The organism is Escherichia sp. KTE96, from assembly GCF_000408525.1.
GTDB classification, from domain to species: Bacteria; Pseudomonadota; Gammaproteobacteria; order Enterobacterales; family Enterobacteriaceae; genus Escherichia; species Escherichia marmotae.
The window spans coordinates 1,517,268-1,541,346 of the sequence record NZ_KE137149.1 but is presented as its reverse complement, the minus strand read 5'-3'; the positions used below and the strand labels follow the sequence as shown (position 1 = coordinate 1,541,346).

At 48.8% G+C, this 24,079-nt stretch carries 23 protein-coding genes; 10 read left to right on the top strand and 13 right to left on the bottom strand.

Features of this window, described 5'->3' with window-relative positions:
• Positions 1-9: 9 nt before the first annotated feature.
• The 4 genes from adrA to iraP all read right to left on the bottom strand — a co-directional run bounded on the left by adrA (position 10) and on the right by iraP (position 3,443).
• Complete coding sequence (adrA, locus tag A1WG_RS07225; protein WP_000484071.1) at positions 10-1,125, bottom strand: diguanylate cyclase AdrA; 1,116 nt, start codon at positions 1,123-1,125, stop codon at positions 10-12.
• 101 nt (positions 1,126-1,226) lie between these two features.
• A complete protein-coding gene (gene psiF / locus A1WG_RS07230; protein ID WP_000705171.1) occupies positions 1,227-1,547 on the bottom strand; it encodes a phosphate starvation-inducible protein PsiF in 321 nt (106 codons plus the stop codon).
• Positions 1,548-1,668: 121 nt separating this feature from the next.
• A complete protein-coding gene (gene phoA, locus A1WG_RS07235) occupies positions 1,669-3,081 on the bottom strand; it encodes an alkaline phosphatase (RefSeq protein WP_000814409.1) in 1,413 nt (470 codons plus the stop codon).
• A 101-nt stretch (positions 3,082-3,182) separates the two neighbouring features.
• The gene (iraP, locus tag A1WG_RS07240) at positions 3,183-3,443 is read right to left on the bottom strand and encodes an anti-adapter protein IraP (RefSeq protein WP_001515866.1); all 261 of its coding nucleotides are present in this window, start codon (positions 3,441-3,443) and stop codon (positions 3,183-3,185) included.
• 460 nt (positions 3,444-3,903) lie between these two features.
• Here iraP and ddlA point away from each other — a divergent pair, with 460 nt between their 5' ends.
• Positions 3,904-4,998 (top strand): D-alanine--D-alanine ligase, encoded by a 1,095-nt coding sequence (gene ddlA / locus A1WG_RS07245; protein ID WP_001515865.1) that lies wholly within the window; start codon positions 3,904-3,906, stop codon positions 4,996-4,998.
• Between the two features lie 203 nt (positions 4,999-5,201).
• Here the strand turns inward: ddlA and A1WG_RS24625 are convergent, their stop codons facing one another.
• Positions 5,202-5,414 (bottom strand): DUF2754 domain-containing protein, encoded by a 213-nt coding sequence (locus A1WG_RS24625; protein WP_001515864.1) that lies wholly within the window; start codon positions 5,412-5,414, stop codon positions 5,202-5,204.
• A gap of 258 nt (positions 5,415-5,672) precedes the next feature.
• On the opposite strand from A1WG_RS24625, the gene A1WG_RS07255 reads away from it, so the two are divergent.
• Entirely contained in the window at positions 5,673-5,981 is a 309-nt protein-coding gene (locus A1WG_RS07255) for a DUF2755 family protein (RefSeq protein ID WP_000763136.1), read from the top strand.
• Positions 5,982-6,038: 57 nt separating this feature from the next.
• On the opposite strand, the gene yaiW is transcribed toward A1WG_RS07255, so the two are convergent.
• Together yaiW and sbmA are read right to left on the bottom strand one after the other, a co-directional pair.
• On the bottom strand, positions 6,039-7,133 hold the full coding sequence (gene yaiW, locus A1WG_RS07260) for a surface-exposed outer membrane lipoprotein YaiW (protein WP_001515863.1): 1,095 nt from the start codon (positions 7,131-7,133) through the stop codon (positions 6,039-6,041).
• A 12-nt stretch (positions 7,134-7,145) separates the two neighbouring features.
• On the bottom strand, positions 7,146-8,366 hold the full coding sequence (gene sbmA, locus A1WG_RS07265; RefSeq protein ID WP_001515862.1) for a peptide antibiotic transporter SbmA: 1,221 nt from the start codon (positions 8,364-8,366) through the stop codon (positions 7,146-7,148).
• Between the two features lie 351 nt (positions 8,367-8,717).
• Here sbmA and ampH point away from each other — a divergent pair, with 351 nt between their 5' ends.
• A complete protein-coding gene (gene ampH / locus A1WG_RS07270; protein WP_000830760.1) occupies positions 8,718-9,875 on the top strand; it encodes a D-alanyl-D-alanine-carboxypeptidase/endopeptidase AmpH in 1,158 nt (385 codons plus the stop codon).
• Here the strand turns inward: ampH and iprA are convergent, their stop codons facing one another.
• Both iprA and ehaB read right to left on the bottom strand, forming a co-directional pair.
• A complete protein-coding gene (iprA, locus tag A1WG_RS07275) occupies positions 9,876-10,499 on the bottom strand; it encodes a hydrogen peroxide resistance inhibitor IprA (protein WP_001515860.1) in 624 nt (207 codons plus the stop codon). It lies immediately after the preceding gene.
• Between the two features lie 85 nt (positions 10,500-10,584).
• Positions 10,585-13,533, bottom strand: a complete 2,949-nt coding sequence (ehaB, locus tag A1WG_RS07280; RefSeq protein ID WP_000556449.1) for an autotransporter adhesin EhaB — start codon at positions 13,531-13,533, stop codon at positions 10,585-10,587.
• Positions 13,534-14,060: 527 nt separating this feature from the next.
• Here ehaB and hemB point away from each other — a divergent pair.
• Positions 14,061-15,035, top strand: coding sequence for a porphobilinogen synthase (gene hemB, locus A1WG_RS07285; RefSeq protein ID WP_001515859.1), 975 nt, complete (start codon positions 14,061-14,063; stop codon positions 15,033-15,035).
• A 40-nt stretch (positions 15,036-15,075) separates the two neighbouring features.
• Here hemB and tauD read toward each other — a convergent pair whose 3' ends face one another.
• The 4 genes from tauD to tauA are packed head-to-tail and all read right to left on the bottom strand — an operon-like array spanning position 15,076 to position 18,490.
• A complete protein-coding gene (gene tauD, locus A1WG_RS07290) occupies positions 15,076-15,927 on the bottom strand; it encodes a taurine dioxygenase (protein ID WP_000004076.1) in 852 nt (283 codons plus the stop codon).
• The gene (gene tauC / locus A1WG_RS07295) at positions 15,924-16,751 is read right to left on the bottom strand and encodes a taurine ABC transporter permease TauC (protein ID WP_001515858.1); all 828 of its coding nucleotides are present in this window, start codon (positions 16,749-16,751) and stop codon (positions 15,924-15,926) included. Before tauC ends, tauD begins: the two co-directional genes overlap by 4 nt.
• Entirely contained in the window at positions 16,748-17,515 is a 768-nt protein-coding gene (tauB, locus tag A1WG_RS07300; protein WP_001515857.1) for a taurine ABC transporter ATP-binding subunit, read from the bottom strand. Before tauB ends, tauC begins: the two co-directional genes overlap by 4 nt.
• Positions 17,516-17,527: 12 nt before the next feature.
• On the bottom strand, positions 17,528-18,490 hold the full coding sequence (gene tauA, locus A1WG_RS07305; RefSeq protein WP_001515856.1) for a taurine ABC transporter substrate-binding protein: 963 nt from the start codon (positions 18,488-18,490) through the stop codon (positions 17,528-17,530).
• 622 nt (positions 18,491-19,112) lie between these two features.
• On the opposite strand from tauA, the gene A1WG_RS07310 reads away from it, so the two are divergent.
• The 6 genes from A1WG_RS07310 to frmA all read left to right on the top strand — a co-directional run bounded on the left by A1WG_RS07310 (position 19,113) and on the right by frmA (position 23,942).
• Positions 19,113-19,784, top strand: a complete 672-nt coding sequence (locus tag A1WG_RS07310) for a PIG-L deacetylase family protein (RefSeq protein WP_001515855.1) — start codon at positions 19,113-19,115, stop codon at positions 19,782-19,784.
• A gap of 9 nt (positions 19,785-19,793) precedes the next feature.
• Positions 19,794-20,990: a glycosyltransferase family 2 protein gene (locus tag A1WG_RS07315; protein WP_001515854.1), complete on the top strand. Its 1,197-nt coding sequence runs from the start codon at positions 19,794-19,796 to the stop codon at positions 20,988-20,990.
• A complete protein-coding gene (locus tag A1WG_RS07320; protein ID WP_233432062.1) occupies positions 20,956-21,549 on the top strand; it encodes an LbetaH domain-containing protein in 594 nt (197 codons plus the stop codon). The genes A1WG_RS07315 and A1WG_RS07320 overlap by 35 nt, the downstream gene beginning before the upstream one ends.
• A 1-nt stretch (position 21,550) precedes the next feature.
• Complete coding sequence (locus A1WG_RS07325; protein ID WP_000596077.1) at positions 21,551-22,324, top strand: YaiO family outer membrane beta-barrel protein; 774 nt, start codon at positions 21,551-21,553, stop codon at positions 22,322-22,324.
• Between the two features lie 197 nt (positions 22,325-22,521).
• Positions 22,522-22,797: a formaldehyde-responsive transcriptional repressor FrmR gene (gene frmR / locus A1WG_RS07330; RefSeq protein WP_001515852.1), complete on the top strand. Its 276-nt coding sequence runs from the start codon at positions 22,522-22,524 to the stop codon at positions 22,795-22,797.
• 35 nt (positions 22,798-22,832) lie between these two features.
• Positions 22,833-23,942 (top strand): S-(hydroxymethyl)glutathione dehydrogenase, encoded by a 1,110-nt coding sequence (gene frmA, locus A1WG_RS07335; protein WP_001515851.1) that lies wholly within the window; start codon positions 22,833-22,835, stop codon positions 23,940-23,942.
• Positions 23,943-24,079 lie beyond the last annotated feature (137 nt).

Sequence of the window (24,079 nt, the reverse complement as noted above, 5' to 3'; positions counted from 1 at the left end):
CTCCGGACGTCAGGCCGCCACTTCGGTGCGGTTACGTCCGGCTTTCTTTGCTTTATAGAGTGCCATATCGGCCGATTTCAGCCACTCGCGATAGTGACTCATTTGCGGACTCAGCGGCGCGACACCAACACTTATCCGCAACATCACCTGCGGCGTACTTGGTAAGCGTAATGTATTTAGCCCATCATGTACGCGTAACATGGCGGTAATGGCGTTTTCTGCTGGCGTACCAGACATAATCACCGCAAATTCATCGCCCCCAAAACGACCAATCACATCACTGCCGCGCAGAGTGATTTGTAACTGTCGGGTCAGTGCCACAATCGCTTCATCACCCACATCGTGGCCCCAGGTGTCGTTGATGCTTTTGAAATGGTCGATATCGATGATTAATAACGTCGCATCGCGGTTATGCCGCCGACAATTATCAAACTCATTACGCAGCATAATTTCCCAGTGACGCCTGTTATAAACCCCCGTCATGCCATCACGAGTGCTCATTACCTGCAATCTGCGTTTATGTTCTGCAAGTTTTGTTGCCGTCTGGTAGCTGACCCAGCCAAACAGCAGAGGATAAATAACGATAATGGGAAGGGAAAGCCACCACTCCAGCGGTGCACTATTTAGCGACACCGTGATCCCCGTTAGTTCAAGCGTGACAAGGCAGGAAACTACCATTAACACCAGACCAGCGACAAACAGACGAGGGCCACCAGCCCCCATCAAATTCAGACACATAATCATTAACATCGCGATCGAAGGCAGCACGTTTACGCCCATCACGCCTACCCACATCCCCGCTAATACTGCATCAGTTTTTAAGTTGTAAATTTCCCGGCTAAGTGGATCAATGGCCCTGCTCGCTAACTGCCAGGCTAAATGCGGCCAGACAAAAGCCCAGCCGACCAACACCAGCCACCACCACCCCGGCGGCGGGTGCGAAACCAGCGTTGATGCAATCGGTAAGAACATCCCAGCCAGCCCAACCATACGGGGCAACCTGACGCGACGGGCAAAGCGCAGCCCGGAACGCTGATGTTCGTTTTGAGGAGTTAATGGTGGTTCCTCCCCGTGCGCCGCCGCTTTTTTGAAAAAGTTTTCATCATTCATTATTTTTGGGAACATTTAGAAACAATTTGCCCAAATTATAGAGACGGGATTAAGAGCGGGAGTATGAAATTTCGGGTGAGCCATTTTCTTAGCTCACCCGTTAGCACTATCAGGTATTACGCGGCGTTCTTGAGGCAGGTGCTCATAAACTTATTGCGATCATCACCTTTCAGAGATTGCTGCGTCGCCTGACCATTGCATTCGCGCATCTTCTGCTGTTGCGGCGTCAAACTCTTCTCGCCGGGCGCAGACTTACTGTTCTTCAGGCAATCACTCATGTACGTCTTACGGGCATCCCCTTTCAACGCCTGCGCCGTGGCCTGTTGATTACAGGAAGTCATACGCTGTTGTTGCGGGGTTAACGTCCTCTCGGCAGCGCCGACTGTGGTTAAAAAAACTAAACCGAATAGCAGGGTAACCAGTAATGTTATTTTCATAGCACCATCCCTCTTAACATTTTAACCAGGAGCGTTTGCGCCCGTGATCTGCCTTTAAGTCTGGTTGCTAACAGCAAAAAAACCACCCGACGACACAAATTCATCGTCGGGTGCGGTTTAATTACAGGCCCAATGCGGCTTTCATGGTGTAGAAGAGATCGGTCTGATCGGTCAGGCCAACGACGTTTGCAGCGTGCGGGCCATAAGCAGCAATACGCAACTGGCTGCCAGTATGCTCTTGCGAATCCTCTTCAGAGTTACCGTAGCTCATCACCATTACTGCGCCATCTTTGGTATTTAACGCCTGAGTCAGACCCGGTGCTTTGGTATCCGGCGGGACAATTTGGCTGGCGTGAGCATGGTCAGCCGTTACCACTACCAGGGTGTTACCATCTTTTTTGGCAAATTCCAGCGCCCGTTGTACAGCTTCATCAAGGTCAACCGTCTCACCAATTTGCCCACAAGGATTCGCGGCGTGATCCTGTTTGTCGATCGATGCACCTTCGACTTGCAGGAAGAAGCCTTTTTCATTTTTACTTAATAACTCAATGGCCTTGTCGGTCATCTGCGCTAACGTCGGTATGCTGTCATTACGCTGCGGATTCGGAGTACAAGTTACCGCAGGCTTATCGATATTGCCGTGATAAGACGCCTTTGGACCTTTCCAGCGTACCGGCATATTGCCATCGGAAAATAATCCGAGCAGTGGTTTATCCTGATTTGCCTCCGTCACCGCTTCTAACGAGGCCGTATCAGTTACTAACTGATAACCACGCGCCTGTGCTTGTTCACGCAGCGTTTTTCCCTGCCATTCACCGGCGGTTGCTGTTTCTGCAAACGTTTTTGCACCGCCGCCAAGCGTTACATCGGCACGAGCGTTAAGCAGTTGTTCAGTGATGGAGCCTTTACCGCCTTTTTCCAGCGCATTACTCGGGCATTTTTCACTGGTAACGCTCGGTCCGTAGCATTTGCGCGACGTCACATGCGCCACCAGCGCGGCAGGTGTGGCATCCTGCAATTCAGCCGTTGAAACGTTGCCAGTGGCCAGGCCTGCGGCTTTTGCCATCTCCAGTATCGTTGGATGATCTTTTTCATGAATATCGACGCCCAGCGCGCCGTTATAGGTTTTGACGCCAGTTGACCAGGCGGTTGCTGACGCAGCGGAGTCGGTTACGTAGTCCGGTTTACCGGTTCTTTTATCCAGAGAATAGTGAGTGTATTGCCCGGTAAGCGGTAACGCATCGATTCCTTTAAAAAAACCGCCCGCACCTTCGGCATAATTTCGTGCGGCAGTAATTTCCGAATCCCCCATCCCATCGCCAATCAGTAATATAATATTTTTTACCGGCTTATCGCTAAGTGAATCACGCAAGGCGGCGGTCTGATCGCCTGTTAAACGGCGGGCACCGCCGGGCGTAGTAATATCTCCCTGTGCAGCCCGGTTTTCCAGAATGGGTGTCTGCGGCGTCTGGGCGTTTGTTACAGGGGTAAACAATAACGGTAAGAGAGCCAGTGCAATAGTGCTTTGTTTCACTTTATTTTCTCCATGTACAAATACAGTAAAAAATAAAAACAAAGCGACTATAAGTCTCTGGCGTGACAGCTTTATGACAATCGTTGAAAAGGCTTAATTTTTTACTGACGAGGATGCCTCAATAACTTCTTTACGTAATCGCGCAGCAGCTCCGTGTCGTCATCAGGAATGCTGGCATCGGGCTTTACCGCATACAACGCCCCCTCAACCTGATCAATCAACCGCTGTTGGTCTTTTTGCGCCATATTGCGAAGCATCGCGGTGACAATAATCTCCAGTGCCTCAACCTGCGCGCACAGTTCCTTCGACTCTTCTTCTTTTTGGGCAAGCTTAAATAACAACTCAGCAATGAGATTTTTCATGTCTGTATTTCCTTATCCAAAGTATGGAGAAGTTAACATTATGCTTCATAACTGCATAGGGGCTGGAAGTAGTATTTTTATGACGAAGGAAATACTTTGCACAAATATTTCCACATATTTATCAGCGAAACGTTTCTCTTATTTAAATAATTACCTTACAAATAAAACAGCTATTCAATTATAAATCATTAATATAATAAAAAGTTATGAAATATATTTAGTTCGTTAACTTATTATTAAGTTATTCACAAGCCGAGTCATGGTTAATGCCAGCAACAAATTAGCTTCCCGTTCATCATTTTTGTGATCTGTAGCACATAATTTAATCGATGATATTTCACAGTCAGTACGCTGAGCGCTTTGTGACCAGAAGATTGCAACATTCTGTCAGAAGGCCGCGAATCAACCGTTTTGTCGTGGTAATGTATGTTCTTTATGTTCGACGGGATAGGTTTTTAAGATGGAAAAACTGCGGGTAGGTATCGTTTTTGGTGGAAAATCAGCGGAACATGAAGTGTCTCTGCAATCGGCAAAAAACATTGTCGATGCCATTGATAAAAGTCGTTTCGACGTTGTGCTGCTGGGCATTGATAAACAAGGGCAATGGCACGTCAGCGATGCCAGTAATTATCTGCTAAACGCAGACGATCCTGCCCATATCGCGTTGCGCCCTTCGGCTACCAGCCTCGCGCAGGTGCCGGGTAGACATGAGCATCAACTTATTGATGCACAGAACGGCCAACCATTGCCGACGGTAGATGTCATTTTCCCGATTGTCCACGGTACGCTGGGTGAAGATGGCTCCCTGCAGGGGATGCTGCGGGTCGCTAATTTACCGTTTGTCGGTTCCGATGTGCTGGCCTCTGCCGCCTGTATGGATAAAGACGTCACCAAACGTCTGCTGCGTGATGCCGGGTTGAACATTGCGCCATTTATTACCCTGACACGCGCCAATCGTCACAAAATCAGTTTTGCCGAAGTGGAGTCTAAACTGGGTTTACCGCTGTTCGTTAAACCCGCTAACCAGGGCTCTTCTGTTGGCGTCAGCAAAGTGACTAACGAAGAACAGTACGCGATTGCCGTCGATCTGGCGTTCGAGTTCGATCACAAAGTGATCATTGAACAAGGGATCAAAGGGCGTGAGATCGAATGCGCGGTTCTGGGCAACGACAATCCGCAAGCCAGCACCTGTGGCGAGATCGTCCTGACCAGCGATTTCTACGCCTACGACACCAAATACATTGACGAAGATGGTGCGAAAGTGGTGGTTCCGGCAGCCATTGCGCCAGACATCAACGATAAGATCCGGGCGATTGCCATTCAGGCTTATCAGGCGCTGGGCTGTGCTGGCATGGCGCGTGTAGACGTCTTCTTAACGCCGGAAAACGAGGTGGTGATCAACGAGATCAACACGCTGCCGGGCTTCACTAATATCAGCATGTATCCGAAGTTGTGGCAAGCCAGCGGTCTGGGCTACACCGACCTGATCACGCGTTTGATTGAACTGGCACTGGAACGTCACGCTGCGGATAACGCGTTGAAAACCACAATGTAATTTTCAATCGCCCGGTAATATTTTTATTGGGCGTTTAAGACTGGTGACAAGCGTAAGATTGCCTGATGCGCTACGCTTATCAGGCCTACCAGACAATTTCAATATATTGATTTTGCAAGATTTTGTAGACAGGCTAAAGCGTTAATGCCGCATCCGGCATGAACAACGAGCACTTTGCCATCCCCTGAACGCCCAATCATATGTTATTGGGCGTTTTCAGTTTCGTCATCGCGACGACGAATAATCAGCCCCGCCAGCCAGAAACTAATTACCCACGTCACCAGACCGACTGCATATGTCTGCCAACCTTTTGCTTCAAATCCCAGCAAACCCACCACACCGTTAAGAATGAAAATGAGACCAATGGCGAACGCATAGTAGTGCCAGTCGCGGCGGATTTTTACAGGCAGATTCATGGCAGCTCCGATAATGAAAAACAGCATCCTCGCATATTCTGTAACATCCGTCTGTGGCGTAGACAGCATTTCCAGTATCGTTAAAAAATTTAGCTTAAAGTTACCATTTTGTGACTCACGACGAATATTCACGCTTCGGGAATATTCCCACCATCAATTTACCATGATTCTGATATTGACAATCTCAATGACCTGTCAGACTTGCCATAGCCGCTGGTATCACACCAGAAGAGAAGCAAATGACTTCCGGAGGTTTTTATGGCTGATTTCACCCTATCAAAATCGCTGTTTAACGGAAAATATCGCAACACCTCTTCAACGCCTGGCAACATTGCCTATGCGCTGTTTGTACTGTTTTGCTTTTGGATTGGGGCGCAATTACTGAATCTGTTGGTGCATGCGCCTGGCGTCTATGAGCGTTTAATGCAGGTTCAGGATACAGGCCGCCCACGAGTGGAAATCGGCTTAGGTGTCGGCACCATTTTTGGGCTAATCCCATTTTTGGTTGGTTGCTTCATTTTTGCCGTGGTTGCTTTATGGCTGCACTGGCGACATCGTCGCCAGTAAGATTTGCTGTGCCAGATGCGGCGTAAACGCCTTATCTGGCCTACGATTCCCCATTGATCACGGTTTCATACAACGCGCCCGTCGCTCATCAACGCGCTTCGCAAACCATGCTGTTGTAAGGTTACGAGTGATTTTCGGGCTTTCCAGTTGGATACCGGGCAACATTTCACGTGGTAGCGATTTACCCGTTTTCGCTTCTGCAAGCTGATAAACTTTCTGGTACAACGCCGTCTCTTCAAAAGAGAAGCGGTCCCCTTTCTCTAACTGACGGCGAATTTCGCTGTCACTCATACCCAGTTTGCCTGCCAGTTTGCGCGTTGCCAGTTCTGTTTTACCGGGTTCTTTGCTGTCATAGCGAATCAAATCCCCATCCAGCGCCAGTTTCACGCCGCTGGCTTTGCTGACCGCGTTCTGAAACGCGGCGTTCCGACTGGCATACCAGCCGGCATTAAAGTCAGCAAAACGATATATCGGCGCGCTGTAACTGGCGGGATAATTCAGTAAATGGTAAGTACCAAACCATAATCCGCCGCGACGACTAAAGACTTTCTGACGGACAGTACCGTCCATTTTCCACGGATAGCCTTTGGTATGCTGTTCGGCAAAAGCAATGCTGACTTGCATCGGCCCACCCGTGCGCACCGGGTTAAGCGAACCAAACAGCGTCTGGCCCATCGGCACCATGCTGATCAGATCGTCAAAAATCGCGCTTAACTGCTTTTCTGTACGCACGGAATCTAACCGTTCGCTGTAACTTTTGCCGTTTGGTGATTTAATTTTCAGCGCGGTATGAACCAAAAAAGCGGGGATATGCATCCGTTCGGCGCGACGGTCAATCTCTTGCCAGGCAATTTTACTTAAGCCCGGAACGGCCGGATCCGCCTGATAATTAGACTCCTGCTGTGCCACCGCCAGCACCGAGCAGACGTTTTCCAGCGTCGGTGCCAGCCCCTGACTTTCAAAAGTGGTGGCAATATCTTTCGCCCAGGCATCGCGGTCTTTCACGCTGGCGGGCAACTTCTGCCGCACGACGCTCGCTACATCTATCGCTTTTTCGCCCTTTTTCAACGGTTGCGGAGCCTGACTACTACACCCCGCTAAAACCAGAACCGCCAACAATGAAAGCGAAGAAAGACGAGTGAACTGCGACATTACCTCTCCTTTTTAACTCAACGTATGGGTTACTTCCTGAATTTTGTCACCATCCAGCTCATGTTCAAAGCTGCGCAGACGTTTGTAGATAGACATTAACTCTACCAACGTAGTCCATGAGTTAATCAGATACTGGAAAGCCCCGCGCACCTGGCCGAAAACGTTGGTAATTTGCGTCATCAGGCCGAGCGTAATCGTACCGGCAACAATCGACGGAAACAGCAAGAACAAACCGAAAACGTTATCAACCTGCAAATAGAGAATGCGGGCAATATTGAAATACATATAGTGAAAATAGAGACGAAAATAGTTCTTCCGCACGGCGCTGAACAGCTCGCGTACCGTTGGTGGCGTCGCGCGCGATGCATCGTCTTCACCATAAACCAACTCTTTACGATAAGCCGCTTCTACGCGCTGGTTTTTAAATTCCAGTCCCGGCAGTTTGATCCCCACCACCGCCAGCAGCCCGGTGCCCATCAGCGACCAGACGATGGCAGCAATCACCAGGCCATACGGAATATGTCCAATAATCGGCAATTCCGGCACATGCGCGGAGAGCGTCACCAACACCGGCAAGAAGGCGATCAACGTCATGATAGCGTTGATAAAACTTACCCCCATATTTTCCAACGTAGAGGCAAAACGCATAGTGTCTTCCTGCACACGCTGGGCGGCACCTTCGATATGACGGAGTTGTTGCCAGTTTGCCATGTAGTACTCGTTCATCGCTGTACGCCAGCGGAACACATAGTGGCTAACAAAGAAATTGTTCAACACACTGATCACTACCGCAATCAGCGCAATCCCCAGAAAGACGCCCACTTCGCGATAAAACTGTTCAATGGTCACTTTATGCGGCGAACTTAGCGCGGTTTGGATCAGATCATAGAACGGCGCATACCAGGCGTTGACGGCAACCCCAACTTCCACCAGAAACCAGGTAACGAAGATAATCAGCGCAGTACCGAGTATTGACCAGTATTGCCAACGATGCGGGCTGTATATAAACCAGAACAGCGCAAAGAGTCCTACACAAACAATGTAGTAAGCATAAAAAACCAGGAAGTCTAATGACCAGAAACGGGCGGCGCTAATCGGGATCTGCCCGGAAGCCCCGGTGATACGAGCCACCCAATCACCACCACCGGCTTGCCAGAAGATCACGGCAATCAATGCCCAAACAAAGGCCGAGAGGAAAAACGTACCCGGCTTTGGGAAAAAAGACTTAAACATATGCTCTCCTGCTAACTTCTTATCATTTTAACAACTGCTGTGCATAAACCGCATGACCACTCCAAAGAGCAAGCCAAATGAAACCGCCCATTGTGACCAATGGCAAGCTACTTAGTTCGTCAACCTGAACGTAAGAATTGTTTCGACGGATTTCACAAACAAAGGATTGTTTACATTAGCGGATTAACACGCGCAGGATCACAAATGCAGGCATTGGTGAGCAGGAAAAAGAACGTGTTTACGCGCCGTTACGTTTTTAACACTATTATTGCACTAATTCGCCCTTTGCAATCCATCTATGAGTAGTATAAATACGCTTAGTTACCTTCATTTAATTTATGGACACCACCGTTGAAACGTAGTCTGCTTTTTTCTGCCGTGCTGTGTGCGGCGTCATTGACCTCCGTCCATGCGGCGCAGTCGATCACCGAACCGGAGTTCGCCTCTGATATTGTCGATCGCTATGCCGATCATATTTTTTACGGCAGCGGTGCCACGGGGATGGCCCTGGTTGTTATCGATGGTAATCAGCGCGTCTTCCGCAGTTATGGGGAAACGCGTCCCGGTAATAACGTTCGCCCACAATTAGATTCTGTCGTGCGAATTGCGTCGCTCACTAAGCTGATGACCAGTGAGATGCTGGTGAAATTGCTCGATCAAGGGACGGTGAAATTAAACGATCCGCTAAGTAAATATGCGCCGCCAGGCGCACGCGTGCCGACCTACAATGGAACGCCCATTACGCTGGTGAATCTGGCAACCCATACCAGCGCCCTGCCGCGTGAACAGCCCGGCGGCGCAGCAAATCGTCCGGTGTTTGTCTGGCCGACTCGCGAGCAACGTTGGAAATACCTTTCCACCGCCAAACTAAAAGCCGCACCGGGTAGTCAGGCTGCATATTCCAACCTCGCATTCGACTTACTGGCAGATGCGCTGGCGAATGCTTCCGGCAAACCATATACGCAGTTGTTTGAAGAGCAGATTACCCGTCCGCTGGGGATGAAAGACACCACATACACACCATCACCGGACCAGTGCCGTCGTTTAATGGTTGCCGAGCGCGGGGCCAGTCCTTGTAATAATACCCTGGCGGCAATAGGCAGCGGCGGTGTTTATTCCACGCCTGGCGATATGATGCGCTGGATGCAGCAGTATTTGTCGTCTGATTTTTATCAGCGCAGCAACCAGGCGGATCGTATGCAGACGCTGATTTATCAACGCGCGCAGTTTACGAAAGTGATCGGCATGGATGTACCCGGTAAAGCAGATGCGCTCGGTTTAGGCTGGGTATATATGGCACCGAAAGATGGGCGTCCGGGAATTATTCAGAAAACAGGCGGCGGTGGCGGATTCATTACCTATATGGCGATGATCCCGCAAAAAAATATTGGTGCTTTTGTGGTCGTCACGCGTTCGCCGTTGACACGCTTTAAAAATATGAGTGATGGCATCAATGATTTGGTGACCGAACTTAGCGGGAATAAACCATTGGTCATCCCCGCGTCCTGATTAATACTCTGAAGGCAAACGGTTGATAGCAACCAGTTTGCCTTTATTCATTTCGATATAGCCACCCTTGCGTAAAGCCGCGAGAACTTCTGCCACGACAGAACGTGATATGCGTGTACGTTGATGGATATAATTCATAACACCAATACGTGAACGCAATTCGTCATTCCAGTCAATCATTGATAATAAAGTAGCGCGGATTTGTTCATAGGAATTGTGACCAATGAGCTGAACGTCACGTAATTCCAGAATTCGATTTTGCCAGGCTAACCAATAGAAAGCGTCACGCCAGAGTTGATGTTGTTCAATAAGAGTAATGGTTTGTTTGGCAGGCAGATGATATCCCATACAGTTTCCTTCTGATATTAATTTGTATGGTATATCGTTTTTCATTAATCCATCAGCCAGACCCATAATATAAGGAGCCTGGGTAATACCGATAAGTACGTTTTCTTCTCTACGCAGAGAGATAACACCTTCTAAAATAACGAATGTATCTTCGCTATTAACATCACTTGAAAATATAACTTGTTTTTCATTATTAAACTCGAAGCGCGTGCCGTATCTGGACAAACATTTATCGAGCTTACCAAATTCCTGAAGAGGTTTAACTACAGATAACATTTGCGCGTCCTTTGCAGTAATGCCCGTCAAATCCTTGACGGGCATTATTTAGATTAAATTACCTATTTCTTCAGAATGAAGAATATTACCAGGTATATTTAACACCCACATTCGCGGACCAGTCTTGATCTACGTCACCGCCACCGAGGTAGTTAGCATCGGTATAGGCACTGAAGTTCTTGGTAAAGCTGAACTGAGTACCCAGACCAACACGTACCGCAGACCCTTCAGTACCGTTATCGATGGAATCGCCGTTCACATCGTTATCGTTGTTAGAGTCGTCGTAGACGTAAGCCAGTTTGAAGTACGGAGTCAGAGCCTGGTCTTCGCTGTAAGTGAAGGTATAACCTGCATCTACACCCAGCTCATAACGCATGCTGTCGTAAGACTGACCGTCAACTTTCATGTCGTTGCTCAACTGGTAGTCATCACCAGACTGGAACAGACCAGAAACGCTGCCGTAAGGTGTTACGTAACCAGCATCACCCAGTTTGAAGTCGTAACCGGCTTTCAAACCGAAGCCCCACGCGTCAGAGTTGGTGCTACCGTCAACGTAAGTACCGTTGCTCATGGTTGCAGACAGATCGTTGTTGAAGTGAGAGTAGCTCAAGCTACCATCAACAAAGATGTTGTTCGCGAAGCGAGCAGAAGAGTAGATGTAGGCAGACTGGCTGTCTTGATCCACCTGACCAGAACGGTCATTCATGTCACCTTTACCGAAGCCTGCAGCCGCACCGACGATCCACTTAGCGTTATTACCGTCAATTTTGGTATCAACACCGACCATGATGCCGTTAACATCCTGATCGTAGTCAATGGTGCCGTTGTTGCCGTTGAAGTTACCACCGAAGTAGCTTACCCACGCGCCACCGTTATCAGCCAGGCCATGACGAGAGTTGGTCAGACGAGTACCAACGGTGTCTTGTTCCAGGTTCCAGATATTGGTGTTTGCAGACGGAATGCTCAGCGCCATGTTCGCGTAGTCGGTCAGCTCGGTCTGATGCAGAACAACGGTGTTACCTTCCTGGCGGGCTTCGTAGGTGTAAGCACCCAGGTCAGCTTTGTTAGCAGCAGAGAAGGTAGCATTGCTGTTTTTATCGTTAACGTAAATCAGCTCGTTACCGTTGTAGTCAGCGATTGAACCAGCACCAGTAGCGTTGTCGATACGAACTTTGTAGTTACCGGTTGCAGCGGCAACATGGTCACCGCTGTTATCAACTTCGTTCTGACCAGCTTCGATAGAAGCAGTGTTATCGTTATCGCCGTTACCATTAATGGTTAGGTGACCATCAGAGTTCATTGCGATTACGCCATAACCGTAGTTTGACTTGGTAGTGTCGTTGGTACGGTCGTTGGTCAAGTCTGCATCAAGTACGAAGCGGTTGCTTTCGATGTTGAATACACCAGCATGAATGTTGCCACTGGTATCAGTGGTGCTGGTCAGGTTCAGTGTATCAACCTGAAGAGCATTCGCCGCAGTGTTACCAACATCCAGGATACCGTCGTTAGTCACTTTGATGTTGTTCGCATACAGAGCTGCATCACCTACAGCCCAACCAGCAGAAACTTCATCAGAGATGGTTACGGTACTGTTGTCGATAGTCAGTGAATCAGTTGCAACATGACCATCTTCGTTGATGTTCAGCGCAGAAAGACCTGTCAGAGAGATAGAGTCAGAAATCAGCGTTGAATCAGCAACATTAACAGTTGAACCACTGTTGATGCTCAGAGTATCGATCAGAGAAGTTTTGGTGGTATCCCACTGTGAACCAGTGTTCAGAGTCACATTGAACAGACCGCTCTGGTAAACTTCGTTACCGATGATGTGATCAAATTCGCTGTATTCAGAGTCGATGTTTTCTACACCAACCGTTGATAAAGGCCACAGGCTATTAGCAGCGATGTCGATCAGAGTTGCAGTAGCTTCGGTATTGACACCATAGGTATAAGAGTCATTTACACCATCACTATCAGTATCAACACCAACCTGATGCGCAGACATTGCTGCACCAACCCACTTGCTGCCATTGTTCAGGGTCAGATCCAGACGATCAGTACCATCCCAACCGTTAGTATCTACATCACCGTCAGCATCACGATAGCTATCACGGCCATGTGGGAAGAAGTTCTCATCAAAGTTGCTTGAGAAGAACACATCGCCCATCAGCGTGGAGTTATCGAATGTTGCAGTAGTCTGCATGGCGTTATCAGCATCAGGATGTGCAATAACGGCTAATGCGATATCATCAGCGTTCCAGCCATTACCATTGTAATCACTGGCATTACCGGTATTACCAAACCAACCAGTAGTTCCTTCATCAGTCCATGAACCTGAGGTCACGGTAGAATCTTTAACAGTAATAGTGTTATTAAACACTTCACTGCTGTTTACGCCAGTGCTGACCGTGTTGTCGTCAATATCTTCCCACTCATAACCCTGAGTCAGCGTAATACCTGCCACGTGAGAGTTATTAGAGATGGACAGATCAACTTCTTGATCCAGAGTAATGGCAGTACCAATGTTATAAACGTCTACAACATGAGTATCAGCGGCATTATTGTAGGTGCCGTTATAAGTATAGTGTTCGTAGTTGTCGTCGATTGTTGAATTATCAACAGTCAGCGCCAGACGATCATGGTAGTAGTCATCCGCACGATCAACACAATCAGTTGTCATGCACTCGGAATAAATCATACCGTGGATAGTGCTGTTTTTGATTGTCAGACTATTGGCGTTGGTATTGGTAGAAATACCATCGTCCAGATAGTAGGTAGAGATTACGCCATTAACGGTAGCTTTATTGATGACGGGATAAATATCGCCGTTGTAATAGCTGTCAGCTGCGTAGTTGTTCCAGCCTGCATAACCATCATAGTAAACGTCATCAGCATAGGTGGCGTCATTGTAGTGATGGAAAGTATTGTAAGTTTGACCAGAAATATCGTTGGTCGCTGCATTAGCCTGAGAGGTGATAGCCAGAGTGCAAGCCAATGCTAATTGTGATACTACAAGTTTCTTTTTCCAGGAGTGCATTTGTCATCCCTCCTCAGGGACGTAATAAGTTGATCCATCAATTATCAATGCATAGAAAACATATTATGTTTCGCGCTAACGATTATGCTGCGTTACAGACGAATGGTTCAATTATTCTTTCCCCTAAGCCCGAATGTGGACATATATAAATCACACGTGCACACTTATTACAAAAATAGATAAAAACGCAGTATTTCAATATGTTAATGATGGCCTTAATTTTAACTCATACACTTTGCAATATATTACAAAAACAAATCAGACAAATAATGTATCAATAACCAAAATAACTTTTAATCATTCTGTTTTTGACAGTGCAATCAAATAACCAAAAACAATAACCAATAGCTATAAATAAAAATTAAAAATATTTTCAATGAATATGAAATTATTGCTATTTCTATTAAAAAGATGTCATGGCCTCTCTTTCATTCCCTTCTTAACAACATCGCGACAACTTTCGTAAAACACTCCTGCCCCGCTTCAGGTATACTGTGCACCTTAATTCCACAAACATCAGGCAGACCATGACAGACTTAATCCAACGCCCTCGTCGCCTGCGCAAATCTCCTGCGCTGCGCGCCATGTTTGAAGAGACAACACTTAGCCTTAACGACCTGGTGTTGCCGATCTTTGTTGAAGAAGAAATTGACGACTACAAAGCCGTTGAAGCCATGCCAGGCGTGATGCGCATTCCAGAGAAACATCTGGCACGCGAAATAGAACGCATCGCCAACGCCGGCATTCGTTCCGTAATGACTTTCGGCATTTCTCACCATACCGATGAAACGGGCAGCGATGCCTGGCGGGAAGATGGTCTGGTGGCGCGTATGTCACGCATCTGCAAGCAGACCGTGCCAGAAATGATCGTCATGTCAGACACCTGCTTCTGTGAATACACTTCTCACGGTCACTGCGGAGTGCTGTGCGATCACGGCGTCGACAACGACGCAACCCTGGAAAATTTAGGCAAACAAGCGATAGTTGCTGCTGCTGCGGGTGCAGACTTCATCGCCCCTTCCGCTGCAATGGACGGTCAGGTGCAGGCAATTCGCCAGGCGCTGGACGCCGCAGGTTTTAAAGATACTGCGATCATGTCGTATTCGACTAAATTCGCCTCCTCCTTTTATGGCCCGTTCCGCGAAGCTGCCGGAAGCGCATTAAAAGGCGACCGCAAAAGTTACCAGATGAACCCAATGAACCGTCGCGAGGCGATTCGTGAGTCACTGCTGGATGAAGCCCAGGGCGCAGACTGCCTGATGGTTAAACCAGCCGGAGCGTACCTCGACATCGTGCGTGAACTGCGTGAACGTACTGAATTGCCGATTGGTGCGTATCAGGTCAGCGGTGAGTACGCGATGATTAAGTTCGCCGCGCTGGCAGGTGCAATAGATGAAGAGAAAGTGGTGCTCGAAAGCTTAGGTTCAATTAAGCGTGCGGGCGCGGATCTGATTTTCAGCTACTTTGCGCTGGATCTGGCTGAGAAAAAAATTCTGCGTTAATGACCATGGATGCCGGGTAATCCCTACCCGGCACTTCACCTTACTCTGCCCGATAAAACGGTTTATCCCCGAGAATTGTCGCCCGATGCATAATCCGCCGCTGCGGCAGATAATCAGCATTCGCATAGTGCTGAGTCACACGGTTATCCCAAATCGCCACGTCATTTGGCTGCCAGCGCCAGCGCACCTGAAATTCCGGTTTGGTGATATGGGCGAATAAAAAGCCCAGCAACGCTTCGCTCTCTTTCTCGCTAACATCGATAATTCGCGTAGTAAAACCTTCATTAACAAACAGCGCCTGTTTACCGCTCACCGGATGCGTACGCACCACCGGATGGAACAACGGTGGATTTTTCGCAGCAGCCTCGCGCCAACGTTGATGTTCCTCCTCGGTTTTACGATATTTGTATTCCGGAAACGATTTACGGAAATCATGCTCCGCACGCAGCCCGCTCAACAGTTGGCGGAAGGGAGTTGAAAGCGCCTCATACGCTGCAATACCGCTGGTCCATAGCGTGTCACCGCCGGTCGAGGGCAACTCTTTCGCTGCCAGAATCGCCCCAGCGGGTGGCGTCTCAATAAACGTCACATCGGTGTGCCAGTTGTCGTTATCTGGCGGATTATCGTTATGGGTATCCAATACGATAATCTCCTCAACCCCTTCGGCATGAGGATAAACAGGGTGAATATGCAGCTCGCCAAAACGCTGGGCCAGCGCGCGTTGCTGCTGCGGCGTAATGGCTTGTTCACGCAGAAAGACTACCTGATGGCGCAGCACCGCATGGTAAAGCTGTTCAAACTGGTTATCGCTTAACGGACGCGTCAGGTCGGCACCCGAAATTTGTGCGCCAATATACGATCCCAGCGGGGTAATGCTCAGACGTTCACTCATTGTATTTCTCCATGCCAGGGCGTCAGGCGGCGCTGTAACGCGCGCAACCCCAGTTCTAAAAGAAAGGCGATAATCGCGATCACCGCAATCCCCGCCAGTACCACGTCAGTCGCAAGAAACTCCCCCGCAGACTGAACCATAAAGCCCAAACCACGCGTCGCTGCAATCAGTTCCGCCGCCACCAGCGTAGACCAGCCCACCCCCAAACCAATACGTATTCCGGTGAGAATTTCTGGCAGCGCACCAGGCAGAATAACAAACCACAGCACCTGCGCACGGCTTGCGCCCAGCGACTGCGCGGCACGAATGCGAACCTGCTGCGCGCTTTTCACTCCCGCCAGCGCCGACATCGCCACCGGTGCAAAAATCGCCAGATAGATCAGTAAGATCTTCGAGGTTTCACCAATACCAAACCAGATCACCATCAGCGGCAAATAGGCCAGCGGCGGCACCGGGCGATACAGTTCGATTACCGGATCAAGAATGCCGCGCACCGTCGGGCTTATCCCCATCGCGATCCCGACCGGAATGCCGATCAATACCGCCGCAAGTAACGCCAGCAAAATGCGCGTCAGGCTGGCTGCCAAATGCTGCCAAAGTGTGGCGTCCATAAATCCTTGCGGCCCGGCAATGGTGAGCAGTTTTTCCAGCACCTGCTGCGGCGGTGGTAAAAACAGCGGGCTAATCAGTTGCAGCGCCGCCACTGCCCACCATACAGAAAGTAAAACGGCTAACGTGCCAATGCTTAAAGTCACCCGACCTGAGAGCGGCCAGCGCCATTTCAGCCGACGCGAATGCAGTTTTTCATTAATGACCACGCTCATGAGAACGCCTCCCGTTGCTCAAATACGCGGCTTAAGACATATTCGCGCATGGCGATAAACTGTGGATCAGACTTAATGCTGCGACTCGACTCCCCCGCAACAAAGCGGCGGGCGAAGTTGAGCGGCAACCGCTCCAGCACATGACCAGGAGCGGATGAAAGCAGAACCAGTTCAGTTGCCATAAACACCGCTTCTTCTATATCGTGGGTAATCAACAGCACCTGCTTGCCGGTCTCCTGCCAGAGTTTCAGCAGTAAGGTTTGCATCTGGTCGCGGGTAAAGGCATCCAGCGCGCCAAACGGTTCGTCGAGTAATAACAACTGAGGATTAGCCGCCAGCGCGCGGGCAATTCCCACCCGTTGACGCTGACCACCGGAAAGCTGCCAGACATATCTTTTTTCTGCGCCTTCCAGACCTACTTTTTTCAGCATCTGGCGCACGATTTCCAGACGTGGCGTTTTCTCCATCCCCGCCAGTTGCAGGCCAAACGCCACGTTATCCTGCACATTGCGCCACGGCAGCAATCCTTCATTCTGAAAAACCACGCCGCGCTCAGCCCCCGGTCCCTGAATACGCTTGCCCGCCAGTTGAATGCTGCCGTGCTGATAAGGCACAAAACCAGCTATCAAATTTAACAAGGTAGTTTTGCCGCAACCGGACGGCCCCAGCACTACCAACAATTCGCCGTTTTCCAGCGCCAGGTTGATATCTTCCAGCGCCGGTTTGCCGCCATAATCGGCGTAAAGATGAGAGATTTGCAGCATTCGCGCCTCCTTTTATTGCACGAAGCGCGAGGTGACAAACTGGCTGTAATCATTCGCCACGGCGGGAACTTTGCCCTGCTCTTTCAAAAACTGGGCGGTATCGATGATCGCTTTGTTCACCGGCCCGGTCAGTTCTACCGTCTGTTGCTGCGGCGTCAGATAGGTATTCCCCTTCACCAGCCCTGGTACATCGCCTTCCGGCACGCCGCTTAAGCGCGCCAGCTTGCTGATATTTTCCGGCTGTTTCAGCCACGCGTCAGGATTAGCAATATACGGTTGCTGGGCATCGATAGCGCTTTTAGCAAACGCTTTCACTACCTCCGGATATTTCTCGGCAAAATCTTTACGCACTACCCAGACATCCAGCGTCGGCGCGCCCCACTGGCCGACCTGTTCAGAATCGGTCAGCACCTTGCCGTCTTTTTCCAGGGCGTTAACCGCAGGTGCCCAGACATAAGCACCATCAATATCTCCCCGTTGCCATGCGGCGATAATCGCGGGCGGCTGCAGGTTCACAATTTCCACTTGTCCGGGTTTTATGCCCCAGTGTTTCAGCGCCGCCAGCAGACTGTAATGCGTGGTGGAGATAAACGGCACGGCGATACGTTTGCCAATCAGATCTTCCGGTTTGCTGATGGTTTTCTTCACCACCAGCGCTTCGGAGTTACCCAGTTTTGAGGCTAAAAGAAAGACTTCAATCGGCACCTGTTGGCTGGCAGCCACCGCTAATGGGCTGGAGCCGAGGTTGCCGATTTGCACATCGCCAGAAGCCAGCGCCCGCACAATGCTGGCTCCGCTGTCAAACTTACGCCAGTCCACGGTCACCCCGCTCTCTTTGGCAAAGGTGCCATCAGCCTGAGCCACTTTCGCCGGTTCAGCGGAGGTTTGATACGCCACGGTGACGTTCACCGCCTGCGCCTGAAAAGCGATGAATGCCAGTGCGGCAAGAAGTGTGTTACGCGATGAAATTGTCATAATTATCTGCTCCCCTGTCTTGTTATGGGTGCAGTATTCGCGGGTAAAGACATTTATTAAAAGAATTAATCATTATGGGCAATATGTTTTTATTCTTAGCAAAAAAACGGCAAACGATAGATTAGTTATGCATTTGCTAACCGTTTCCCTACAAAGTAATGCCATATTTCTTTTTATATACGAATAAAAATTCGAACTACGCTACTTTATTTCTCCAACCTACTGACTAAGTAAACCAATAACAAATACATATATCATTCTAATTTTATATAATGCAAAGCATAGAAACCACTTTATCATACAAATTCATTCATAATGCGAATGTAAAAACCAGTTTTTCACAGAAGATATTTTTTAAATGCAATTAATTGACAAACTAAATCACATCTAAATACAATATATAAAAAATATAAACACATTCACAAAACACACAAACAGTTAACATATGACACACACAATTCAAACTTATACCGCTTACGGCCCTCCGGGCATTAAATAACCCCGTTCTCAGGATTATTCTTTTTTACAGCGTGCCATTTTTAACATCTGAGTATGTTGCAGAGGATTGCAGCTCTGCATTCGCCGCGCTTTCAGCATAATAATTAAAATGGAGTGTCATGAATTGGACAAGGTTTTAAATTCTGCGTTGCATTCTTCAGCAGAAAAGAGGAAAGGTATCCTTGCGATTGGCGCACATCCTGACGATATAGAATTAGGTTGTGGTGCATCGCTTGCTCGTCTTTCGCAGAAAGGAATTTATATCACTGCTGTTGTCATGACTGCCGGCAATTCGGGTGTTAGCGATGTCATCGATCGTTGTGAAGAATCTCGCGAAGCATTAAAGATGTTGGGTTGTCAGCAAACTATTCATCTTAATTTTGCAGACACCCGTACACATCTGCAACTCAATGATATGATTTCTTCCCTGGAAGATATTATTAAAAATCAAATTCCCTCTGATGTAGAAATCATACGGGTATATACCATGCATGATGCTGACCGCCATCAGGATCATCTGGCAGTTTATCAGGCGTCAATGGTTGCCTGCCGCACTATTCCACAAATTCTCGGCTATGAAACCCCAAGCACCTGGCTTTCATTTATGCCCCAGGTTTTTGAATCCGTGAAAGAAGAATATTTCACCGTCAAACTTGCAGCATTAAAAAAACATAAAAGCCAGGAGCAACGTGATTATATGCGTCATGAACGTTTACGTGCTGTTGCACAATTTCGCGGACAACAGGTCAATAGCGATCTGGGTGAAGGCTTTGTTATTCATAAAATGATTCTTTGAGCAGATAAAATGAAAACCTGGATCTTTATATTTATGGCCGTCGCAATATTGCTATGGTTTTTGAGTACGTTAAGGCGTAAGCCCAGCCAAAAGAAAGGCTGTATTGACGCAATTATTCCTGCCTATAACGAAGGCCCTTGTCTGGCACAGTCGCTGGAAAATCTACTGCGCAACCCTTATTTTTGCCGTGTGATTTGCGTTAACGACGGCTCTACGGATAACACAGAAGCAGTAATGGCGGAAGTCAAACGCAAATGGGGCGATAGGTTTGTTGCTGTTACACAAAAAAACACCGGCAAAGGCGGTGCTCTAATGAACGGCCTCAACTACGCCACATGTGACCAGGTTTTTTTAAGCGATGCCGATACTTACGTCCCTCCAGATAAAAATGGCATGGGGTATATGCTGGCGGAAATTGAGCACGGCGATGACGCCGTAGGCGGCATTCCCTCGACAGCCTTGAAAGGCGCAGGCCTGTTGCCGCACATCCGCGCGACCGTAAAGTTGCCGATGATCATTATGAAACGCACGCTACAGCAACTCCTGGGCGGCGCACCGTTTATTATCAGCGGTGCGTGCGGGATGTTCCGTACTGATGTATTGCGTAAATTCGGTTTTTCGGACCGAACGAAAGTTGAAGATCTTGACCTCACCTGGACGTTGGTCGCCAATGGTTACCGCATTCGTCAGGCGAATCGCTGCATCGTTTACCCACAAGAGTGCAATAATCCACTTGATGAATGGCGACGCTGGCGGCGTTGGATTGTGGGCTATGCCGTCTGTATGCGCCTGCATAAAAAGCTTTTATTTAGCCGTTTCGGCATCTTCAGTATATTTCCTATGCTTTTGGTTGTGCTTTATGGCGTTGGAATTTATCTCGCTACCTGGTTTAATGAATTCATCACCACCGGGCCACATGGCGTGGTATTGGCAATGTTTCCGCTTATCTGGGTCGGCGTAGTTTGTGTTATTGGTGCTTTTAGCGCTTGGTTTCATCGTTGCTGGTTGTTGGTGCCTTTAGCGCCACTTTCCGTTGTGTATGTATTATTAGCTTATGCCATCTGGATTATTTATGGACTTATTGCCTTTTTTACTGGACGCGAGCCTCAACGCGACAAACCTACACGTTATTCCGCACTGGTGGAAGCGCCAATCGCTTACTCCCAACCTTCTGTCACCGGAACTGAAAAGCTATCTGAAGCTTAATGTTAAAGAGAAAAATATTCAGATTGCAGACCATGTGATTATTGATGAAAGTGCTGGTGAGGTTATTATCGGCGCGAATACACGTATTTGCCACGGCGCAGTTATTCAGGGACCAGTAGTGATTGGCGCAAACTGTCTGATAGGTAATTATGCATTTATTCGCCCAGGCACAGTAATCAGCAATGGTGTAAAAATTGGTTTTGCTACTGAAATAAAAAATGCAGTTATTGAATCGGAAGCAATGATTGGACCGCAATGTTTTATTGCCGACTCGGTAATTGCAAGCCTGGCATATTTGGGCGCACAAGTGCGTACCAGTAATCATCGTCTGGATGAACAGCCAGTGTCTGTGCACACTCCAGAAGGTATTATCGCTACCGGATGCGATAAATTAGGGTGTTATATTGGACAACGTTCACGTCTTGGCGTGCAGGTTATTATATTGCCAGGACGAATTATTTCCCCGAACACACAACTTGGCCCGCGTGTGATTGTAGAACGTAATTTACCTACCGGAAGTTATTCACTCCGGCAAGAACTTATCCGTACAGGAGATTAAAATGATAAAACGGACGTTATTAGCAGCGGCAATTTTTAGTGCATTTCCTGCTTGTGCCGGGTTAACTTCCATTACCGCAGGCTACGATTTTACCGATTATTCTGGCGATCACGGTAACCGTAATTTGGCGTATGCTGAACTGGTGGCGAAAGTTGAAAACGCAACGCTGCTTTTTAATCTTTCCCAGGGACGTCGTGATTATGAAACTGAACATTTCAATGCCACACGCGGTCAGGGGGCTGTCTGGTACAAATGGAATAACTGGCTGACAACCCGAACGGGTATTGCCTTTGCAGATAATACGCCGGTCTTTGCTCGCCAGGATTTTCGTCAGGATATTAACCTGGCCCTGCTGCCAAAAACGCTGTTCACGACCGGTTATCGCTACACTAAATATTATGATGATGTTGAAGTCGATGCCTGGCAAGGCGGCGTATCGCTCTATACTGGCCCGGTGATCACCAGCTATCGCTATACTCATTATGACTCCAGCGATGCAGGTGGCAGTTACAGCAATATGATTTCCGTGCGCCTGAATGATCCGCGCGGCGGTGGCTATACCCAGCTTTGGCTAAGCCGCGGAACAGGCGCTTACACCTATGACTGGACGCCAGAGACGCGCTACGGCAGCATGAAGAGCGTAAGCTTGCAACGTATCCAGCCGCTGACAGAACAACTTAATCTGGGGCTGACGGCAGGTAAAGTGTGGTACGACACACCAACCGATGATTATAACGGTCTGCAACTCGCAGCCCATCTGACCTGGAAATTCTGATTCCTTCCGCCGCCCACTTCCCGGGGCGGCAATCTCACTTGATTAGCGCACAAACACTTTCCTCTTCATTTTCTCCAGATATCTCTCATATTCAGCAGATAAATTTTATTCGCCAATGTTATATACTATAGGGGGGTATGCATTGACTCATAACATACCCCCCTATAGTATATTGCGTGCAGATGATGAGGTGCGAAATGCCCAGTACTCCGGAAGAGAAGAAAAAGGTTCTTACTCGAGTTCGTCGTATTCGGGGGCAGATTGATGCTCTGGAACGGTCGCTGGAGGGTGATGCCGAATGCCGTGCCATACTCCAACAGATCGCCGCCGTTCGGGGCGCGGCTAACGGGCTAATGGCAGAAGTGCTTGAAAGCCATATCCGGGAAACGTTTGACCGAAATGACTGCTACAGCCGCGAAGTCAGCCAATCCGTTGACGACACTATTGAATTGGTTCGCACCTATCTTAAGTAGCTGAACCTATTTACCTTATTGAGGAAGAACGAGATATGAAATCACGTGCTGCCGTTGCATTTGCGCCCGGTAAACCGCTGGAAATCGTTGAAATTGACGTCGCACCACCGAAAAAAGGTGAAGTGCTGATTAAAGTCACCCATACCGGCGTCTGCCATACCGACGCTTTTACCCTCTCTGGCGATGATCCAGAAGGTGTATTCCCGGTGGTTCTCGGTCACGAAGGGGCTGGCGTCGTGGTTGAAGTCGGTGAGAGCGTGACCAGCGTTAAACCTGGCGACCATGTGATTCCGCTTTACACCGCAGAGTGCGGCGAGTGTGAGTTCTGTCGTTCCGGCAAAACCAACCTCTGTGTCGCCGTTCGCGAAACCCAGGGCAAAGGCCTGATGCCAGATGGCACCACGCGCTTTTCTTACAACGGGCAGCCACTTTATCACTACATGGGGTGCTCTACATTCAGTGAATACACCGTAGTCGCGGAAGTTTCTCTGGCAAAAATTAATCCAGAAGCAAACCATGAACACGTCTGTCTGCTGGGCTGTGGCGTAACCACCGGAATTGGCGCGGTACACAACACCGCAAAAGTCCAGTCAGGGGATTCCGTTGCCGTGTTTGGGCTTGGCGCAATTGGTCTGGCGGTTGTTCAGGGCGCTCGTCAGGCGCAAGCAGGACGAATTATTGCTATCGATACAAACCCGAAGAAATTCGATCTGGCGCGTCGCTTCGGTGCCACCGACTGCATTAACCCGAACGACCACGACAAACCGATTAAAGATGTCCTGCTGGATATCAACAAATGGGGCATCGACCATACCTTTGAGTGCATCGGTAACGTCAACGTGATGCGTGCGGCGCTGGAAAGTGCTCACCGCGGCTGGGGCCAATCGGTGATCATCGGTGTCGCGGGTTCCGGTCAGGAAATCTCAACCCGTCCATTCCAGTTAGTCACCGGTCGCGTATGGAAGGGTTCCGCGTTTGGCGGCGTAAAAGGTCGTTCTCAGTTACCGGGGATGGTTGAAGATGCGATGAAAGGTGATATCGACCTGGAACCGTTTGTCACTCATACCATGAGCCTGGATGAAATTAATAACGCCTTTGATCTGATGCATGAAGGCAAATCCATTCGAACCGTAATTCGTTACTAATTTCCCGCTGGTTTTACCCCGTCCGGTTCGGGCGGGGAGTCGCGTTTTCTTTTGAGACTGATGACAAACGTAAGATGACCTGATGTGCAAGCGTCGCATCAGGCATCTGTGTGCAATTGCCGGATGCGGCGTGAATG

Excerpts from the sequence above, each read along its gene's own strand:
- sbmA (WP_001515862.1), bottom strand. The coding sequence starts at position 8,366 with ATGTTTAAGTCTTTTTTCCCAAAGCCGGGTACGTTTTTCCTCTCGGCC.
- yaiW (WP_001515863.1), bottom strand. The coding sequence starts at position 7,133 with ATGTCGCAGTTCACTCGTCTTTCTTCGCTTTCATTGTTGGCGGTTCTG.
- tauB (WP_001515857.1), bottom strand. The coding sequence starts at position 17,515 with ATGCTGCAAATCTCTCATCTTTACGCCGATTATGGCGGCAAACCGGCG.
- A1WG_RS07315 (WP_001515854.1), top strand. The coding sequence starts at position 19,794 with ATGAAAACCTGGATCTTTATATTTATGGCCGTCGCAATATTGCTATGG.
- hemB (WP_001515859.1), top strand. The coding sequence starts at position 14,061 with ATGACAGACTTAATCCAACGCCCTCGTCGCCTGCGCAAATCTCCTGCG.
- iraP (WP_001515866.1), bottom strand. The coding sequence starts at position 3,443 with ATGAAAAATCTCATTGCTGAGTTGTTATTTAAGCTTGCCCAAAAAGAA.
- tauD (WP_000004076.1), bottom strand. The coding sequence starts at position 15,927 with ATGAGTGAACGTCTGAGCATTACCCCGCTGGGATCGTATATTGGCGCA.
- psiF (WP_000705171.1), bottom strand. The coding sequence starts at position 1,547 with ATGAAAATAACATTACTGGTTACCCTGCTATTCGGTTTAGTTTTTTTA.
- ehaB (WP_000556449.1), bottom strand. The coding sequence starts at position 13,533 with ATGCACTCCTGGAAAAAGAAACTTGTAGTATCACAATTAGCATTGGCT.
- frmA (WP_001515851.1), top strand. The coding sequence starts at position 22,833 with ATGAAATCACGTGCTGCCGTTGCATTTGCGCCCGGTAAACCGCTGGAA.
- iprA (WP_001515860.1), bottom strand. The coding sequence starts at position 10,499 with ATGTTATCTGTAGTTAAACCTCTTCAGGAATTTGGTAAGCTCGATAAA.
- tauA (WP_001515856.1), bottom strand. The coding sequence starts at position 18,490 with ATGACAATTTCATCGCGTAACACACTTCTTGCCGCACTGGCATTCATC.
- tauC (WP_001515858.1), bottom strand. The coding sequence starts at position 16,751 with ATGAGCGTGGTCATTAATGAAAAACTGCATTCGCGTCGGCTGAAATGG.
- A1WG_RS24625 (WP_001515864.1), bottom strand. The coding sequence starts at position 5,414 with ATGAATCTGCCTGTAAAAATCCGCCGCGACTGGCACTACTATGCGTTC.
- frmR (WP_001515852.1), top strand. The coding sequence starts at position 22,522 with ATGCCCAGTACTCCGGAAGAGAAGAAAAAGGTTCTTACTCGAGTTCGT.
- A1WG_RS07325 (WP_000596077.1), top strand. The coding sequence starts at position 21,551 with ATGATAAAACGGACGTTATTAGCAGCGGCAATTTTTAGTGCATTTCCT.
- ddlA (WP_001515865.1), top strand. The coding sequence starts at position 3,904 with ATGGAAAAACTGCGGGTAGGTATCGTTTTTGGTGGAAAATCAGCGGAA.
- adrA (WP_000484071.1), bottom strand. The coding sequence starts at position 1,125 with ATGTTCCCAAAAATAATGAATGATGAAAACTTTTTCAAAAAAGCGGCG.
- A1WG_RS07255 (WP_000763136.1), top strand. The coding sequence starts at position 5,673 with ATGGCTGATTTCACCCTATCAAAATCGCTGTTTAACGGAAAATATCGC.